The 16,934-nt window shown below is 70.5% G+C and carries 15 protein-coding genes and 1 other RNA gene; all 16 read left to right on the forward strand.

Translation table 11 applies throughout. The annotated features are described in order from the left end of the window. Positions 1-34 precede the first annotated feature (34 nt). The 16 genes from rsmI to EDC29_RS03540 all read left to right on the forward strand — a co-directional run bounded on the left by rsmI (position 35) and on the right by EDC29_RS03540 (position 16,928). The gene (gene rsmI / locus EDC29_RS03460) at positions 35-886 is read left to right on the forward strand and encodes a 16S rRNA (cytidine(1402)-2'-O)-methyltransferase (protein WP_132228585.1); all 852 of its coding nucleotides are present in this window, start codon (positions 35-37) and stop codon (positions 884-886) included. Positions 887-1,123: 237 nt separating this feature from the next. Further along, positions 1,124-1,492: RNase P RNA component class A (rnpB, locus tag EDC29_RS03470), an RNA gene on the forward strand. 280 nt (positions 1,493-1,772) lie between these two features. Next, positions 1,773-2,228 (forward strand): division/cell wall cluster transcriptional repressor MraZ, encoded by a 456-nt coding sequence (gene mraZ / locus EDC29_RS03475; RefSeq protein ID WP_062277283.1) that lies wholly within the window; start codon positions 1,773-1,775, stop codon positions 2,226-2,228. 8 nt (positions 2,229-2,236) lie between these two features. Continuing rightward, on the forward strand, positions 2,237-3,208 hold the full coding sequence (rsmH, locus tag EDC29_RS03480; protein WP_123140024.1) for a 16S rRNA (cytosine(1402)-N(4))-methyltransferase RsmH: 972 nt from the start codon (positions 2,237-2,239) through the stop codon (positions 3,206-3,208). Beyond that, on the forward strand, positions 3,195-3,485 hold the full coding sequence (ftsL, locus tag EDC29_RS03485) for a cell division protein FtsL (protein ID WP_123140023.1): 291 nt from the start codon (positions 3,195-3,197) through the stop codon (positions 3,483-3,485). Before rsmH ends, ftsL begins: the two co-directional genes overlap by 14 nt. Next, positions 3,472-5,238: a peptidoglycan D,D-transpeptidase FtsI family protein gene (locus EDC29_RS03490; protein ID WP_123140022.1), complete on the forward strand. Its 1,767-nt coding sequence runs from the start codon at positions 3,472-3,474 to the stop codon at positions 5,236-5,238. The genes ftsL and EDC29_RS03490 overlap by 14 nt, the downstream gene beginning before the upstream one ends. Next, on the forward strand, positions 5,235-6,791 hold the full coding sequence (locus EDC29_RS03495) for a UDP-N-acetylmuramoyl-L-alanyl-D-glutamate--2,6-diaminopimelate ligase (protein ID WP_190287898.1): 1,557 nt from the start codon (positions 5,235-5,237) through the stop codon (positions 6,789-6,791). Before EDC29_RS03490 ends, EDC29_RS03495 begins: the two co-directional genes overlap by 4 nt. After that, positions 6,791-8,200 carry a UDP-N-acetylmuramoyl-tripeptide--D-alanyl-D-alanine ligase gene (locus EDC29_RS03500; protein WP_132228587.1) on the forward strand — a complete coding sequence of 470 codons (1,410 nt, stop codon included), beginning with the start codon at positions 6,791-6,793 and terminating at the stop codon, positions 8,198-8,200. Before EDC29_RS03495 ends, EDC29_RS03500 begins: the two co-directional genes overlap by 1 nt. Further along, positions 8,181-9,263 (forward strand): phospho-N-acetylmuramoyl-pentapeptide-transferase, encoded by a 1,083-nt coding sequence (gene mraY, locus EDC29_RS03505; protein ID WP_123140020.1) that lies wholly within the window; start codon positions 8,181-8,183, stop codon positions 9,261-9,263. Before EDC29_RS03500 ends, mraY begins: the two co-directional genes overlap by 20 nt. Position 9,264: 1 nt before the next feature. Then, on the forward strand, positions 9,265-10,632 hold the full coding sequence (gene murD / locus EDC29_RS03510; RefSeq protein ID WP_123140019.1) for a UDP-N-acetylmuramoyl-L-alanine--D-glutamate ligase: 1,368 nt from the start codon (positions 9,265-9,267) through the stop codon (positions 10,630-10,632). Further along, positions 10,629-11,825, forward strand: coding sequence for a putative lipid II flippase FtsW (gene ftsW, locus EDC29_RS03515; protein ID WP_123140018.1), 1,197 nt, complete (start codon positions 10,629-10,631; stop codon positions 11,823-11,825). Before murD ends, ftsW begins: the two co-directional genes overlap by 4 nt. Continuing rightward, on the forward strand, positions 11,810-12,886 hold the full coding sequence (gene murG / locus EDC29_RS03520) for an undecaprenyldiphospho-muramoylpentapeptide beta-N-acetylglucosaminyltransferase (RefSeq protein WP_132228589.1): 1,077 nt from the start codon (positions 11,810-11,812) through the stop codon (positions 12,884-12,886). Before ftsW ends, murG begins: the two co-directional genes overlap by 16 nt. Then, the gene (gene murC, locus EDC29_RS03525; protein ID WP_123140016.1) at positions 12,883-14,310 is read left to right on the forward strand and encodes a UDP-N-acetylmuramate--L-alanine ligase; all 1,428 of its coding nucleotides are present in this window, start codon (positions 12,883-12,885) and stop codon (positions 14,308-14,310) included. Before murG ends, murC begins: the two co-directional genes overlap by 4 nt. Next, a complete protein-coding gene (gene murB / locus EDC29_RS03530; RefSeq protein ID WP_132228591.1) occupies positions 14,307-15,203 on the forward strand; it encodes a UDP-N-acetylmuramate dehydrogenase in 897 nt (298 codons plus the stop codon). Before murC ends, murB begins: the two co-directional genes overlap by 4 nt. Further along, positions 15,200-16,135 carry a D-alanine--D-alanine ligase gene (locus EDC29_RS03535; protein WP_123140014.1) on the forward strand — a complete coding sequence of 312 codons (936 nt, stop codon included), beginning with the start codon at positions 15,200-15,202 and terminating at the stop codon, positions 16,133-16,135. The genes murB and EDC29_RS03535 overlap by 4 nt, the downstream gene beginning before the upstream one ends. Then, positions 16,128-16,928 carry a cell division protein FtsQ/DivIB gene (locus tag EDC29_RS03540; protein ID WP_223806021.1) on the forward strand — a complete coding sequence of 267 codons (801 nt, stop codon included), beginning with the start codon at positions 16,128-16,130 and terminating at the stop codon, positions 16,926-16,928. The genes EDC29_RS03535 and EDC29_RS03540 overlap by 8 nt, the downstream gene beginning before the upstream one ends. The last annotated feature ends 6 nt before the right edge of the window (positions 16,929-16,934 follow it).

The following is a 16,934-nucleotide window of genomic DNA, read 5'->3' on the forward strand; positions in this document are numbered from 1 at the left end:
CGTTGCGCTCGGTGGCCGGCGGAGGTGGGGGGATATGGAACGAGGTCGCGGAGTACTATACGTGGTGGCGACGCCGATCGGCAATCTTGCCGACATCTCGGAGCGTGCGCGTAACACCTTGAATGCGGTCGATTTGATCGCCGCTGAGGATACCCGGGAGAGCGGGCGGCTGCTCGCTCATCTGGGGATCTCGGCACGCCTGGTGTCCTGTCACGAGCACAACGCCGAGGGCTGCTGCGCGCGGGTGCTCGAGGCCCTCGGCGAGGGCCGCGATGTCGCACTGGTCTCGGATGCAGGTACCCCATTGGTGAGCGATCCGGGCTACGAGCTGGTGAATGCGGCACGCGCGGCCGACTTCACGGTGGTGCCGGTGCCGGGTCCGAGCGCACTGATCTGCGCGCTCTCGGCTGCCGGGCTGCCGAGCGATCGATTCCTCTTCCTCGGTTTCCCGCCGCGCGGTCAGTCGCAGCGCGTGGCGCTGTTCGAGTCGCTCCTCGCCGAGCCCGGCACCCTGATCCTCTACGAGAGCGGCAAACGCGCGGTGGCGACGCTGCGTGACCTGGCCGCGGTGCTCGGCGAGCGCCGGGCGGTGGTCGGGCGCGAGCTGACCAAGCGCTTCGAGACCTTCCTCTCGGCCACCCCGGCGGCCTTGGCCGAGCGCCTGGAGGCCGACGCCGAGCAGCGTCTCGGCGAGCTGGTGATCCTGGTCGAGGGCCAGCGCGGCGAGGCCGCCCCGGATCGCGCCGAACAGGAGCGGGTACTGCGCATCCTCGCCGAGGCCCTGCCGCTGCGCCGCGCCGCCGCACTCGCCGCGCAGATCACCGGCGCCAAGACCAACGCCCTCTACCGTCTCGGCGTCGAACTGGAGCTGGGCGGGAAGGGGTAGGGGGCGGCTTTCAGCCGCCAGCCGCCAGCCGCCAGCCGCCAGCCGCCAGCCGCCAGCCGCCAGCCGCCAGCCGCCAGCCAACAGCCAACAGCCAACAGCCAACAGCGGATTGTCTTCGGCCCCCGATGGTGAGGGCAGGCGCCCACTGGGGGCTGGTGACTGAGAGCTGGGGGCTGGCGGCTGATCGCTCGATCCCGCGCGACCTAAGGCATGGTTCTCGGGTATACTGCTTGCTTGGGAGTCGGCCAGACAGTCGCTTCCGTCCTGGTGACGGGGGAGGAAAGTCCGGGCTCCATAGGGCAGGGTGCCAGGTAACGCCTGGGGGGCGAGAGTCCACGGAAAGTGCCGCAGAAAAGATACCGCCGATCCCGTCCTCGGACGGGAGGTAAGGGTGAAATGGTGCGGTAAGAGCGCACCGCGCTGGTGGCAACATCAGTGGCAGGGTAAACCCCACCCGGAGCAAGACCAAATAGGGGAACTCGCGGCTTCGACCGCAGCGCGCGGCCCGCGCGTGTTCCCGGGTAGGTCGCTAGAGGCGTGCGGCGACGCGCGTCCCAGATGAATGACTGTCCACGACAGAACCCGGCTTATCGGCCGACTCCCTTCCTTCCATCGATCTACGTCTCCGTCCCCATTCAGTGCTCGCGCTCGACCTGGTCGAAAGGTAAAGCGTGATCTGAAGTTTATTCTCCAGCCTTTTGATATCAAAACCTTTCACCGGGTCTTCGGCGCTGGTCGAGCTTGCCGGCGTAAGTTGCTGACTGTCCAAGAATAAACTCCACCGTTTCCTTGACTGGCCCCAGACCCCTCTCTAACATGGGAGCCAAGTGGGGGGGAGTGGGGAATCAGGGAGCAGGAACCAGGCGGTTCGCCGCGGGGGCGCTCGGTGTTTCGGGGGGTCAGTCTCGTCAATCTCGATGCCAAGGGGCGTCTCGCGGTACCGGCCCGGTACCGTGAACGGCTGCGTGCTGCCTGTGATTCCCATCTGGTCGTGACGGTCGATCGTGACCGCTGTCTGTTGCTCTATCCGGAGCCCGAGTGGGAGACGATCGAGCACAAACTCGCCGCACTCCCCGCCTTCGATGCCACGGCACGCGCCATCCAGCGCCTCTATATCGGGAATGCACAAGACGTGGAAATGGATGCTCAGGGTCGAATCCTGTTGCCCCAGCATTTGCGTGATTTCGCCACGCTCGACAAACGGGTCGCCTTCGTCGGTCAGGGGGCCAAGTTCGAGCTGTGGGACGAGCACGCCTGGAACGCGCGTACCGCTGCGGCACTGAATGACACCGCGATCGACGAGCTGGCCGCCGCGGCCGGACTCGGGTCCTTCACCCTGTGAGCCCTCACATGCCCCTTGCACGCCCTGTCCCCGTGGACTCCCAGACCATTCATCGCTCGGTGCTGCTCGAGGAGGCGGTCAACGCGCTGGTGACCGAACCGGGCGGGCGCTATGTCGACGCCACCTTCGGGCGTGGCGGGCACAGTCGCGCCGTGCTCGCGCGCCTGGCTCCGACGGGTCGGCTGATCGGGCTCGACCGCGATCCCGAGGCGATCGCCGCCGCGCGCGCGCTCGACGACCCACGCTTTCGCATCCTCCACAGCGCCTTTGGCGGGATCGGTGCGGCGCTTGCCGAGGCCGGCGAGAGCGAACCGCTCAACGGCATCCTGCTCGATCTCGGCGTCTCCTCGCCGCAGCTCGATACCGCCGAGCGCGGCTTCAGCTTCAGCGCCGACGGGCCGCTCGACATGCGCATGGACCCGAGCCGGGGCGAGTCGGCCGCGGACTGGCTGATGCGTGCCGAACAGCAGGAGATCGCGCGCGTATTGCGCGAGTTCGGCGAGGAACGCTTCGCCAAGCGGATCGCGCGTGCGATCTGCGAGCGTCGCGCCGAGGCCCCGCTGCGCACCACCGCCGAGCTTGCCGCGCTGGTCGATCGCGCCCAGCCGGGGCGGCGCGAGCCGGGCAAGCACCCGGCCACCCGCACCTTTCAGGCGCTGCGCATCCAGGTCAACGACGAGCTCGGCGAGATCGAGCGCTGTCTCGACCAGGTCTGCGAGCTGCTCGCCCCCGGCGGGCGGCTGGTGGTGATCAGCTTCCATTCGCTGGAGGACCGCATCGTCAAGCACTTCATGCGTCGCGAGTCGCGCGGCGCGGTGTTGCCCAAGGGCGTGCCGGTGACCGGCGCCCCGGCCCCGGGGCGGCTGCGCCTGCTCGGCAAGGCGCAGCGTCCCTCGGCGATCGAGTCCGGGTCCAACCCGCGCGCGCGCAGCGCGATCATGCGGGTGGCCGAGCGGAGCCCAGCCGATGGCGCGAGCTGAGTTCTGGGTCGCCGCGGTGCTGGGGCTCATGGTGGTGGTCTCGGCCATCGCCGTGGTCCATACCAAGTATCTGACCCGGGTGCACTTCGCCCAGCTCCAGGACCTGCGCGCCCAGCGCGACGCCATCGACGTCGAGTGGAACCGGCTGCGACTCGAGGAGGCGGCGCTCTCCACCCATTCGCGGATCGAGCGGATCGTGCGCGAGCAGCTCGGCATGTTCTCGCCGCGCCCCGGCGACGTGCTGTTGCTCGAGGAGACCGGCCATGGCCAACCCTAGCCGTCGCCCCCGCCGCCCGCTCGAACCCGTCAAGCCCCGTCGTCCCGACATCGGGTTGCGCCGTCGGCTGTTGCTGATGGCACTGGTGGGGGCCTTCGTGCTGCTCGGCGCCGGGGTCTTCTATCGTCAGGTGGTCGAGACCGATTTCCTCCAGACCGAGGGCGAGCGGCGCTATCTGCGAGTGGCCGAGATCGCCGCGCGCCGCGGCATGATCAGCGACCGCAACGGCGAGCCGCTGGCCGTCAGCACCCCGGTCGAGACGGTGTGGGCCGATCCGCGCAAGCTCGTCGAGCGGCTCGACGTGCTCCCCGAGCTGGCGGCGTCGCTAGACCTTGATCCGCAGGCATTGCGTGAGCGGGTGCTGGCCAAATCCGATCGCGGTTTCATCTATCTCAAGCGTCGGGTCGACTTCGACGAGGCGCGTGCGGTGCGCGAGCTGATCGCACGCGAGCGTCTCGGCGGTGTCGACTTCGAGACCGAGTACCGGCGTTTCTATCCGGGCGCCGAGGTGTTCGGGCACGTCATCGGCTTCACCGACATCGAGGACCGCGGCCAGGAGGGCATCGAGTTCGCCTATGACGCCCAGCTCCAGTCCGAGCCGGGGCTGCGGCGGGTGATCCGCGACGGGCGCAAGCGCATCGTCCAGGAGGTCGAGCAGCTGCGCCCGCCGCGTCAGGGTACCGATCTGGTGCTGAGTCTCGATCGGCGGCTGCAGTTCCTCGCCTATCGCGAGTTGCTGGCGGCGGTGCGCGAGCACAAGGCCGTCGGCGGCACCCTGGTGGCGCTCGACGTCGACACCGGTGAGGTGCTGGCGATGGTCAACCAGCCCGGCTACAACCCCAATGCGTTGCGCGACGGTGGCAGCGAGCGCCGCCGCAACCGCTGTGTCACCGATGTGATCGAGCCCGGCTCCACGGTCAAGCCGCTGGTGGTGGCCGCGGCGCTCGAGCGCGGGCTGATCACCCCCACCACCGAGATCGACACCGAGCCGGGCTACTTCCGGGTCGGGCGCAACCTGGTGCGCGACGTCCACGACTACGGTCTGCTCGATGTCACCGGGGTGATCGCCAAGTCGAGCAACGTCGGCGTGGTCAAGATCGCGCAGATGATGGAGTACGCCGACCTCTGGAACCTCTACGACCATCTCGGCTTCGGTCGTGTCACTGGGGTCGGCTTCCCCGGCGAGAGCCCCGGCAACCTGCGCCACTACTCCGACTGGCGGGTCTTCGAGCACGCCACGCTCGCCTTCGGCTACGGCCTGTCGGTGACCACGCTGCAGCTGGCCCAGGCCTATGCCGCACTCGCCGCCGACGGCATCAAGCGCCCGGTCACCCTGCTCAGACGCGAGCCCGGGGCGGCGGTGCCGGGGACCCGGGTGCTCAGTGCCGAGACCGCGCGCATGGTGCGCGCGATGATGGAACAGGTGGTGTCCGAGAAGGGGACCGCCCGGCGCGCGGCGATCGCCGGCTATCGCGTGGCGGGCAAGACCGGGACGGCGAAGAAGGCCGGTCCCAACGGCTATGCGGGTCGGCGCTATCAGGCGGTGTTCGCCGGTTTCGCCCCGGTGGACCGACCAAGACTGGTGATGGTGGTGATGATCGATGAACCGGGCGGCAAGTCCTACTACGGTGGGGTCGTCGCCGCCCCGGTGTTCCAGAAGGTGATGGAGGGTGCGCTGCGGCTGTTCAACGTGCCGCCGGATAATCCGCCTCCATCGATGTTGCTGAGTGGACGAGGAGGGCTGGGGCTGTGATCGCGCTCTCCTCGACGGCCTGCGCCTGGCGCCTGGGTGATCTCATCGACGGCTTTGCCGAGGCCGGTGATGCCGCCGATCGCCCGGTGTGCTCGATCGCCCTCGACAGCCGGTTGCTGTCGCAGGGCGGGCTCTTCCTCGCCTGCCAGGGTGGCAGCCTGCACGGGCTGGCCTTCGCCCAGGAGGCCAAGCATCGTGGTGCGACGGCGATCCTCGCCGAGGTCTCGGCCGACTGGCCGGTCGATGCCATCCTCGATCTCGGCGCCTGTCTCGGCTTGCCGGTGATCCCGGTCGAGGGGCTCGCGGCGCGCGCCAGCGCGCTGGCCGCGCGTTTCTACGGTGCGCCCAGCGAGCGTCTCGAACTGTTCGGCGTCACCGGCACCAACGGCAAGACCAGCGTCAGCCACTTCCTCGCCCAGGCGCTCGCTCCGGAGCTCGACTGTGCGGTGATCGGCACCCTCGGCAACGGCTTCCCGGGGGCGCTGCGCTCGCCGACCCACACCACCCCGGATGCGATCTCGCTGCAGGCGCTGCTCGAGTCGCTGCGCGCCCAGGGCGCGCGTGCGGTGGCGATGGAGGTCTCCTCGCACGCGCTCGCTCAGGGGCGCACCAGCGCCGCGCGTTTCAGCCATGCCGTCTTCACCAACCTCAGTCGCGACCATCTCGACTATCACGGCGACATGACCGCCTATGGCGAGGCCAAGCGCCGGCTCTTCCTCAGCCCGGGACTGCAGTGGGCGGTGCTCAATCTCGACGATCCGTTCAGCGCACGTCTGCTCGAGACCCTGGCCCCGCAGGTCCAGGTCGCCGGTTACGGCACCGACCCCGAGGGTCCGACCCCGTCGCGCTGTGCGCTGCGGTTGCGCGCCCTGGCCATCGAGCCGCGTCCGCACAGCCTCTATCTGCATGTCGAGTCGCGCACCACCCGACGCACCGAGCGCGCCGAGCTCGAGGTCGGGCTGATCGGTCGCTTCAACGCCGCCAACCTCCTTGCGGTGCTGGCGGTGATGTGCTCGCGCGGGCTGCCGCTGGAGCGCGCGGTGCGCGAGCTGGCGCGCATCCGCGGGGTGCCGGGGCGGATGGAGTGCTTCGGCGGCGGGGATGCGCCGCTGGTGGTGGTCGACTACGCCCATACCCCGGACGCGCTCGAGAAGGCGTTGGTCAACGTCCGCGAACACATCAGTGGTCGGCTGATCACGGTGTTCGGTTGCGGCGGCGATCGCGATCGCGGCAAGCGCCCGCTGATGGGGTCGATCGCCGAGAGTCTCAGCGACGGCCTGATCCTCACCGACGACAATCCGCGCACCGAGTCGCCCGAGGCCATCGTCGCCGACATCCTCGAGGGCGTTGGCGAGCGCGAGCGGGTGCGCGTCGAGCACCAGCGAGGGTTGGCGATCCGGCTGGCGATCGCGCTCGCCGGTCGCGGCGACGCGGTGCTGGTCGCGGGCAAGGGACACGAGACCTATCAGGACATGGGTGACTTGAAGAGACGATTCAGCGATCGCGCACAGGCCGTCGAGGCGTTGCGCGAGTGGCGGGAGGGACATCACTGATGTGGACGCTAGGCGAGGCTGTGGCCAAGGCCGGGGGCCGACTCCAGGGCGCTGACTGCCGTTTCGACGGGGTTGGGACCGATAGCCGGGTCGACTGCAGCGGCCAGCTGTTCGTGGCCCTGCGCGGGCCGCGCTTCGACGGTCATGAACACGTCGAGGCGGCGCGTCGCGCCGGCGCGGTGGCGGCGCTGGTCGATCATCCGGTGGCGGTCGATCTGCCGCAGTGGGTGGTCGACGACACCCGCCTCGGGCTGGGCCGGCTGGCGCATGCCTGGCGGGCGCGGTTGCGCGCCCGGGTGGTGGCGATCACCGGCAGCAACGGCAAGACCACCGCCAAGGAGATGGTCGCGGCGATCCTCGGCCAGGCCGGGCGGGTGCACGCCACCCGCGGCAACCTCAACAACGACATCGGCATGCCGCTGACCCTGCTCGGGGCGCGCGACGAGGATTTCCTGGTGCTCGAGATGGGCGCCAATCACCCCGGCGAGATCGGTTACATGACCGATCTCGCTCGCCCCGACGTGGCGCTGATCACCAATGCCGGTCGCGCCCATCTCGAGGGTTTCGGCTCGCTCGAGGGGGTCGCCCGCGCCAAGGGCGAGATCGCCCGCGGGCTGCTCCCGCACGGCATCCTGGTGGTGCCCGAGGATTCGCCCTACACCGGGTTGTGGCGTGAGCTGGCGTTTGCCCAGCGGGTCTCGACCTTCGCCATCGACGACGGACCGCGTACCGCGGCGACGGTGCGCCCGGCGCTTCGCGCCGAGCGTCCCGAGATCACCGCCGAATGGGACGCGCGGGGATTCCGCACCCGCTTCGTCGCGCACTACGGTGGCGAGAGGCATGCACTCGCGCTGCCGCTCGCCGGCGAGCACAACGTGCGCAATGCCCTGGCGGCGATCGCCGTGGCGCTCGCCCTCGGGGTCGAGGGCGAGGCGATCCGCGACGGGCTGGCCGCGCTGCGCCCGGTCCCCGGCCGACTCTGCCCGCGGCTGTGCGGGGCGGGGCGGTTGCATCTGATCGACGACACCTACAACGCCAACCCCGACTCGATTGCCGCGGCGATCGCGGTGCTGAGGGCCTTTGCCGGACGGCGCTGGCTGGTGCTCGGGGATCTCGGCGAGCTCGGTCCCGAGGCCGAGTCGCTGCACCGCGAGATCGGCGAGCAGGCGCGCGCCGCCGGCATCGAGCGCCTCGCCGCGGTGGGCCCGCTGAGCGCCGCGGCGGTCGACAGCTTCGGCGCCGGGGGCGAGCACTTCGCCGATCAGGCGGCGCTGATCGCCGCGTTGCGCGCCGAGTTGGGGGAGGATGACCGGGTCTTGATCAAGGGTTCGCGCACCGCGCGAATGGAATGCATCGTAGAGGCGCTCTGCGCCGCTGGAGGAGACGAGTTTGCTGCTGTATCTGACTGACTGGCTCGCCGGGCTCGATAGCGGGTTCAGCGTATTCCGCTATCTCACCCTGCGCGCCATCCTCGGGGTGTTGACCGCGCTGGCGATCGCCTTGCTGGTGGGGCGGCCGATGATCCGTCGGCTGCGCGCCTACAAGATCGGCCAGACGGTGCGCGACGACGGCCCGCAGAGCCATCTGTCGAAGTCCGGCACCCCGACCATGGGCGGCGCGCTGATCCTGGTGGCGGTGGCCATCAGCACCCTGCTGTGGGCCGATCTCGGCAACCACTACGTCTGGATCGTGCTGCTCACCACCCTGGCCTTCGGCGCCATCGGCCTGGTCGACGACTACAAGAAGCTGGTGCAGCGCGACCCGCGCGGGCTGCCGGCGCGCTGGAAGTATCTGTGGCAGACGGTGTTCGGCTTCATCGCCGCCGTCGCCCTCTATGTCAGCGCCGCCACCCCGGCCGAGACCGCGTTGCTGATCCCCTATCTCAAGAACGTCTCGATCCAGCTCGGTCCCTGGTTCATCCTGCTGACCTATTTCGTCATCGTCGGCTCGAGCAACGCGGTCAACCTCACCGACGGGCTCGACGGGCTGGCGATCATGCCGACGGTGCTGGTGGCCGGGGCGCTGGGTCTCTTCGTCTACGCCAGTGGTCATGCCGAGATCGCCGACTATCTGCTGATCCCCTATGTCGCCGACGTCGGCGAGCTGGTGATCTTCTGCGCCGCGCTGGTCGGCGCCGGGCTCGGTTTTCTCTGGTTCAACGCCTATCCGGCCCAGGTGTTCATGGGGGATGTCGGCGCGCTCGCGCTCGGCGCCGCGCTCGGCACCGTGGCGGTGGCGGTGCGTCAGGAGCTGGTGCTGTTCGTGATGGGCGGGGTGTTCGTGGTCGAGACCATCTCGGTGATGCTCCAGGTGATGTCGTTCAAGCTCACCGGCAAGCGCATCTTCCGCATGGCGCCGCTGCACCATCACTTCGAGCTGCAGGGCTGGCCCGAGCCGCGGGTGATCGTGCGCTTCTGGATCGTCACCGTGGTGCTGGTGCTGATCGGACTGGCGAGCCTGAAGATCCGTTGACATGACTGAGCGACTCACCCAGCCCCCAGCCCCCAAGACCCTGGTCGTCGGCCTCGGCAAGACCGGGCTGTCCTGCGCGCGCTACCTGCATGCCCAGGGCGTGCCGACGGCGGTGACCGACTCGCGCGCCCAGCCCCCCGGGCTCGATGCGCTGCGCGAGTCGCTGCCGGAGCTGGCGGTGTTCGTCGGCGGTTTCGAGCGCGAGGTGTTCGAGGCCGCCGAGCAGCTGGTGGTCAGCCCAGGGGTGGCGCTCGCCGAGCCGCTGATCGCCGCGGCGATCGCCCGCGGGGTCGAGGTGGTCGGCGACATCGAACTGTTCGCCCGCGCCGCGCGCGCGCCGATCTGCGCCATCACCGGCTCCAACGGCAAGAGCACGGTGACCTCGCTGGTCGGGCTGATGGCGCGGCTGGCCGGGCGGCGCGCGGCGGCTGGCGGCAACCTCGGCGAGCCGGCGCTGGAGCTGCTCGATGCGCGCGCCGAGCTCTATGTGCTCGAACTCTCGAGCTTCCAGCTCGAGACCACCCACAGCCTTGGCGCCGAGGTCGCGGTGGTGCTCAACCTCTCGCCCGATCACATGGACCGCTACCCGGATCTCGCCGGCTATGCCGCGGCCAAGGCGCGGATCTACCGCGGCGCGCGGGTGGCGGTGGTCAACCGCGACGACCCCGAGGTGATGGCGATGGTCGCCGCCGAGCCGGCGCGCGCGCTGATCGGCTTCACCCTCGGCGAGCCCGGTGCGGACGACTACGGGGTACGCCGTCATCGCGGCGAGGACTGGATCTGTCGCGGCGACACGCCACTGCTCGAGTGCGCGCGCCTCGCCCTGGCCGGACGCCACAACCTCGCCAACGCGCTCGCCGCGCTGGCGCTCGCCGAGGCCTGCGGGCTGCCGCGCGAGGCCTGCTGCAAGGCGCTGACCAACTTCCCCGGGCTGGCGCACCGCTGCGAACTGGTGCGCGAGCGTGACGGGGTGCGCTGGTACGACGATTCCAAGGGCACCAACCCGGGCGCCACCGTGGCCGCGCTCGACGGGCTGGTCGGCGCGGGTGACCCCGCTCGGGTGGTGCTGATTGCCGGCGGCGACGGCAAGGGTGCGGACTTCACGCCGCTGCGCCCGGCGGTGGCGCGCGCCGCGCGCGCGGCGGTGCTGCTCGGGCGCGACGCGCCGCTGATCGAGACGGTGCTCGCCGGCGTGGTGCCGGTGTGCCATGCCGCCGACATGGCCGAGGCGGTGCGACTGGCCGCCGAGCTGGCGCAGCCGGGGGATCGGGTGCTGCTCTCGCCGGCCTGTGCGAGCTTCGACATGTTCGAGGGCTATGCCCATCGTGGCCGGGTCTTCGCCGCGGCGGTGCGGGGGTTGTCGCAATGAGCGTCGCCGCCCGTCCAGTGCGCAACCCGCGTCGTCGCCGCGAGCGGCTGCCCGCATTCGACCACGCGTTGCTGATCTGCGTGCTCGCGCTGCTCGGCTTCGGTCTGGTGATGGTCGCCTCGGCGTCGATGTCGATCGCCGAGAGCTGCTGCGGCACGCCCTTCTATTACGTGATCCGTCACACCATCGCGCTCGTGCTCGGGCTGATCGGCGGGGTCGCCGCCTATCGCCTGCCGCTGCTGTGGTGGGAGCGCTACGGGGTCTGGCTGTTCCTGTTCGGCATGGCCTCGCTGATGTTGGTCCTGTTGCCGGGGATCGGCTACTCGGTCAATGGTGCGACGCGCTGGATCCCGCTCGGTCCCTTCAATCTCCAGCCCTCCGAGTTCATGAAACTGTTCGCGGTGGTCTATGTCGCCGGCTATCTGGTGCGTCACGCCGATGCCGTGGCCAACCGGATCTCGGGCTTCATCCATCCGATGATCCTGGTCGGGGTGGCCGGCGCGATGATCCTGATGCAGCCCGACTTCGGCACCACCGCGGTGATGCTCGCCACGGTGATGGGGATGCTCTTCCTCGGCGGGGTGAGCGTGCTGCCCTTCGTGCTGCTGATCGCGGTGGTCGGTGCCGGGCTGATCACCCTGGTGCTCGTCTCCCCCTATCGGATGCAGCGCGTCACCTCCTTCCTCGATCCTTTCGATGACCCCTTCAACAGCGGCTACCAGCTCAGCCAGGCGTTGATCGCCTTCGGTCGCGGCGAGTGGCTGGGGGTCGGCCTCGGCAACGGCATCCAGAAGCAGTTCTTCCTGCCCGAGGCGCACACCGACTTCCTCGCCTCGGTGATCGGCGAGGAGTTCGGTCTGCTCGGCACCCTGCTGCTGGTGGCCGCCTTTGCCTTCGTCACCTGGCGCGCCTTCGCCATCGGCGCCCGCGCCCAGGCGCTGGGCAAGGCCTTTGCCGCTCATGCCGCGCAGGGCATCGGGTTGTGGATCGGGATGCAGGCATTCGTCAACATCGGGGTCAATGTGGGGCTGCTCCCGACCAAGGGGCTGACCCTGCCGTTTCTCAGTTACGGCAGCAACAGCCTGATCGTCGCCTGTATGGCGGTGGGGCTGCTGCTGCGCATCGATGCCACGGTGCGTCAGACGCAGTCCGAGGCGGGACCAAGACGGGGGTTGAAATGGGTCCGTGCATAGGCGTCATGGCCGGCGGTACCGGTGGGCACGTGTTTCCCGCGCTGGCGGTGGCCGAGCGGCTGCGCGCCGAGGGCGCGCGGGTGTTCTGGATCGGTACCCGGCGCGGCATGGAGTCGCGGCTGGTGCCCGAGCACGGCTTCGAGATCGAGTGGCTCGGCATCGAGGGGGTGCGTGGCAAGGGCTGGCGCTCCCGCGTGCTCGCCCCCTGGCGGCTGGCGCGCGCCTCGTGGCAGGCCGCACGCATCCTGCGCCGGCGGCGCCCGGCGCTGGTGCTCGGCATGGGCGGCTTCGTCTCGGGTCCCGGCGGGGTGATGGCGCGCGTGCTCGGCATCCCGTTGGTGGTACAGGAGCAGAACCGGGTGCCGGGGCTGACCAACCAGTGGTTGTCGCGGATCGCGCGCCGGGTCTTCGAGGGCTTCCCGGGGAGCTTCGCCCCCGGTCGCGCCGAGGTCAGTGGCAATCCGGTGCGCGCCGAGATCGCCGCGCTGCCGACCCCGGCCGCGCGCTGGCGCGAGCGTGACGGCGCGGCGCGGCTGCTGGTGCTCGGCGGTTCGCTCGGGGCGCTCGCGCTCAATCGCACGCTGGCCCCGGCGCTCGCCCGGCTCGCCCCCGAGATGCGTCCGCTGGTCCGCCATCAGGCCGGCACGCGCACCCTGGAGGAGGCGCGCGCGGCCTATCGCGAGGCCGGTGTCGAGGCCGAGGTGGTGCCCTTCATCGACGACATGGCCGCGGCCTATGCCTGGGCCGACCTGGTGGTCTGTCGCGCCGGCGCGCTGACCGTCTCGGAGCTCGCCGCCGCCGGCGTGGGCGCGGTGCTGGTGCCCTATCCGCACGCCGTCGACGACCACCAGCGGGCCAATGCCGGTTATCTGGTCGAGGCCGGCGCGGCGCGGCTGCTGCCGCAGACCGAGCTCACCGCTGAACGCCTCGGCGAGCTGCTCGCCGAGCTGCTCGGTGATCGCGCCGCGCTGCTGGCGATGGCCGAGGCCGCGCGCGGGCGCGCCCGACCGGAGGCGGCGGCGCGGATCGCCGCCCGGTGTCTCGAGGAGATCGGTCGATGAACGCACATCTGCAACATACCGCCGCTAACATGGGGCGGGTCCGGCGTCTGCACTTCATCGGTATCGGTGGGGCGGGGATGAGCGGGATCGCCGAGCTGATGGCCAACCTCGGCTACGAGGTCAGCGGCTCGGACCTGCGCGAGAGCGAGGTCACCCGCCGGCTCGCCGGGCTCGGCGTCGAGATCCATGTCGGCCATCGCGCCGAGCAGGTCGTCGACGTCGACGCGGTGGTGGTCTCGACGGCGATCGATGAGGACAACCCCGAGATCCGCGCCGCCCGTGCCGCGCGCATCCCGATCGTGCGCCGTGCCGAGATGCTCGCCGAGCTGATGCGCTTCTACTACGGCGTGGCGGTGGCCGGGACCCACGGCAAGACCACCACCACCAGTCTGGTGGCGAGCATCCTCGCCGAGGGCGGGCTCGACCCGACCTTCGTCATCGGCGGGCGGCTCAACAGCGCCGGGGCCAACGCCAAGCTCGGCACCACCAAGTATCTGGTGGCCGAGGCCGACGAGAGTGACGCATCCTTCCTGTATCTGCAGCCGATGGTGTCGATCGTCACCAATATCGACGCCGATCACATGCACACCTACGGTAACGACTTCTCGCGGCTGCGCAGCACCTTCGTCGAGTTCCTCCATCACCTGCCCTTCTACGGGTTGGCGGTGCTCTGTATCGACGACCCGGTGGTACGCGAGCTGGTCTCGACCATCCCCCGGCCGGTGCGGACCTATGGCACCCACCCCGAGGCCGATGTGCGCGCCAGCGCGCTGCGCCAGTGCGGCATGCGCACCAGTTTCCGCGTCGAGAGCGACGCGCTCGACGGACCGCTCGAGCTGACCCTCAACCTGCCGGGCAGACACAATGTGCTCAACGCCCTGGCGGCGATCACCGTGGCGCTCGAGCTCGGCGTCGAGGAGCCGGCGATCGCGCGCGCGCTGTCACGCTTCGAGGGGGTGGGGCGGCGCTTCGTCTCCCACGAGCTGCGCGACGCCTGGGGGCGCGACCTGCTGGTGGTCGACGACTATGGCCATCACCCGCGCGAACTCGCCGCGACCCTGGAGGCGGCGCGTGCGGGCTGGCCGGGGCGGCGGCTGGTGCTGGTGTTCCAGCCGCATCGCTATTCACGGACCCAGGAGCAGTTCGATGATTTCGTTGCGGTGCTCTCGGGGGTCGATGCCCTGGTGCTCTGCGAGGTCTATCCGGCCGGCGAGCAGCCGATCCCCGGTGCCGACGGGCGTGCACTGAGCCGCGCCATCCGTACCCGGGGCGAGTGCGATCCGGTGTTCGTCGAGGGCCCCGAGGCCGTGCCCGAGCTGCTGCCCAACCTGCTCGAGGACGGCGATATCGTGCTGGTGGCCGGGGCCGGCGACATCGGTCGGCTGGCCGCGCGACTGCCGCAGCTGCTGGAGCAGGGCCGATGAGCGAGACGACGACACCCTGGCGCGGCACCCTGCTCGAACACGAGCCGCTGGCCCGCTACACCAGCTGGCGGGTCGGCGGTCCGGCGCGAAGGCTCTACCGTCCCGCCGATCTCGACGACCTCGCCGTCTTCCTCGCCGCGCTCGACCCCGACGAGCCGCTGCTGTGGCTGGGGCTGGGGAGCAACGTGTTGATCGACGATGCCGGGTTCCCCGGCACCGTGATCCACACCCTGGGCTGTCTCGACGGGCTCGAGCGTCACGGCGAGCACGGCCTGCGGGTCGGCGCCGGGGTCGCCTGCGCCAAGCTCGCCCGCGTTGCCGCGCGCGCCGACCTGGTCGGGATCGAGTTCCTCGCCGGTATCCCCGGCACCCTCGGCGGCGCCCTGACGATGAACGCCGGGGCCTGGGGCGGCGAGACCTGGCCGTGGGTGGCGCGCGTGCGCACCATCGATCGCCGGGGGCGGGTCCGCGAGCGCCCGGCGAGCGACTTCACCCCGGGCTATCGCGAGGTGCGCGGGCCGGCGGGCGAGTGGTTCGTCGGCGCCGATCTGGCGCTCGAACCCGGCGACGGCGCCGCGGCGATGGCGCGGATTCGCGCCCTGCTCGATCGTCGCGCCGCCACCCAGCCGATCGGTCAGCCGAGCTGCGGCTCGGTGTTCCGCAATCCGCCGGGGGACCATGCCGCGCGACTGATCGAGGCCAACGGGCTCAAGGGGCGACGACTCGGCGGGGCCCAGGTCTCGGAGCGTCACGCCAACTTCATCATCAACACGGGCGATGCCACCGCCCGGGACATCGCCGAGCTGATCGCGCTGGTGCAGACCACGGTCGAACGCGCCAGCGGGGTCCGGCTGATGCCCGAGGTGCGGCGGGTCGTCGGGGGGGAGTCATGACCAGGCATCGGGTTCAGGACGCGGCCGAGTTCGGCCGGGTCGCGGTGTTGCTCGGTGGCGAGGCGGCCGAGCGCGAGATCTCGCTGAGGAGCGGGCGTGCGGTGCTCGAGGCGCTGCGCCGTCAGGGCGTCGACGCCGAGCCGCTCGACCCCGGCGCCGACGTGCTCGAGCGCTTGCGGGTCGGGGGCTTCGCGCGCGCCTTCGTGGTGCTCCACGGACGTGGCGGCGAGGACGGCCAGATCCAGGGCGCGCTCGAGCGCATCGGCATGCCCTACACCGGCTCCGGGGTGCTCGGTTCGGCGCTGGGCATGGACAAGCATCGCTGCAAGCTGCTGTGGTCGGGGGGCGGTCTGCCCACCGCAGACGCCGTGCTGCTGCGCGACGAGGACGACCTGCCGGCGGCCGCGGCGCTCGGTTTCCCGTTGATGGTCAAGCCGGTGCACGAGGGTTCGAGCATCGGCATGGCCAAGGTCGAGGACGTCGCCGGGCTCGCCGCCGCCTGGCGTGCGGCGAGTGCCTTCGACGCCCTGGTGCTCGCCGAGCGCTGGATCGCCGGGGCGGAGTACACCTGTGCCATCCTCGGCGAGGAGGCGCTGCCGCTGATCCGGCTGGAGACGCCCAACGTCTTCTACGACTACGAGGCCAAGTACAGCGCCGACACCACCCGCTATTTCTGCCCCTGCGGACTGGAGCCGGCGCGCGAGCACGCGCTGCAGTCGCTCGCGCTCGACGCCTTCGAACAGGCCGGGGCGAGCGGTTGGGGGCGGGTCGACCTGATGCTCGACGCCGCAGGAGACCCCTTCCTGCTGGAGATCAATACGGTGCCGGGGATGACCGATCACAGCCTGGTGCCGATGGCGGCGCGGGCGGCGGGGATGGACTTCGATCGGCTGGTGTGGCGCATCCTGGAGACGAGTTTCGACCGTGGCTGAACGACGCCGTCGCGGGGCTACCAGGAAGCGTCCGCTGTCGCAGCGGCTGGGGCGCTCGCGCTGGCGCACGCTGCTCGGGGTGTTGTTGCTGCTGGCGATGCCGGTCGGCGGCTGGCTGTTCCTGCGCTGGGAGCCCTTTCTGCTGCCGGTGCGGGTGGTCGAGGTCGAGGGCGAGCTGCACCATCACTCCTCGGCGCTGCTCAGCCAGACCCTGACCGAGCGGCTCGACGGCGGCATCCTGACCGCCAACCTGGTCGAGCTCAAGCGCGCGGCCGAGTCGCTGGCCTGGGTCGGTCACGCCAGTCTGCGTCGGGTGTGGCCCGATCGGTTGCTGGTGCTGGTCGAGGAGCATCGACCGATCGCGCGCTGGAACGACGACGGTCTGGTGACCGCCGAGGGGGTGGTGTTCCGGCCGCGTGCCGCGACCCTGCCGGCGGGGTTGCCGGTGCTCGTGGGTGAGGAGGCGCGTGCCGCCGAGCTGGCGAGTCGCTATCAGGATTGGCGCGACCGGCTGATGCTGGTCGGTCATCTGATCCAGACCCTGGCGGTCGATCCGCGCGGCGACTGGCGCGTCGAGCTGGTCATGGGCACCGAGCTGCGGCTCGGTTCCGAGCAGGTCGAGGAGCGGCTCGCCCGTTTCATCGCCAACGCCCCGCAGCTCGAGGCGGTTGGACAACTGTTGGTCGTGGATCTGCGCTACAGCAACGGGTTCGCCGTGCGCTGGGCGGACGAGAGACAGGCGCAGGTCCGCGCGAACTCGGGTCGCCCGGAGTGGCCCGACAATCGAGGATAGAACCGG

This window comes from Marichromatium gracile (assembly GCF_004343155.1).
In the GTDB taxonomy this organism is placed as follows: Bacteria; Pseudomonadota; Gammaproteobacteria; order Chromatiales; family Chromatiaceae; genus Marichromatium; species Marichromatium gracile.

Coding starts and splice junctions, on each gene's coding strand:
- rsmI (WP_132228585.1), top strand. CDS start 35: ATGGAACGAGGTCGCGGAGTACTATACGTGGTGGCGACGCCGATCGGC.
- rsmH (WP_123140024.1), top strand. CDS start 2,237: ATGCCCCTTGCACGCCCTGTCCCCGTGGACTCCCAGACCATTCATCGC.
- ftsL (WP_123140023.1), top strand. CDS start 3,195: ATGGCGCGAGCTGAGTTCTGGGTCGCCGCGGTGCTGGGGCTCATGGTG.
- EDC29_RS03490 (WP_123140022.1), top strand. CDS start 3,472: ATGGCCAACCCTAGCCGTCGCCCCCGCCGCCCGCTCGAACCCGTCAAG.
- EDC29_RS03500 (WP_132228587.1), top strand. CDS start 6,791: ATGTGGACGCTAGGCGAGGCTGTGGCCAAGGCCGGGGGCCGACTCCAG.
- murD (WP_123140019.1), top strand. CDS start 9,265: ATGACTGAGCGACTCACCCAGCCCCCAGCCCCCAAGACCCTGGTCGTC.
- ftsW (WP_123140018.1), top strand. CDS start 10,629: ATGAGCGTCGCCGCCCGTCCAGTGCGCAACCCGCGTCGTCGCCGCGAG.
- murG (WP_132228589.1), top strand. CDS start 11,810: ATGGGTCCGTGCATAGGCGTCATGGCCGGCGGTACCGGTGGGCACGTG.
- murC (WP_123140016.1), top strand. CDS start 12,883: ATGAACGCACATCTGCAACATACCGCCGCTAACATGGGGCGGGTCCGG.
- murB (WP_132228591.1), top strand. CDS start 14,307: ATGAGCGAGACGACGACACCCTGGCGCGGCACCCTGCTCGAACACGAG.
- EDC29_RS03535 (WP_123140014.1), top strand. CDS start 15,200: ATGACCAGGCATCGGGTTCAGGACGCGGCCGAGTTCGGCCGGGTCGCG.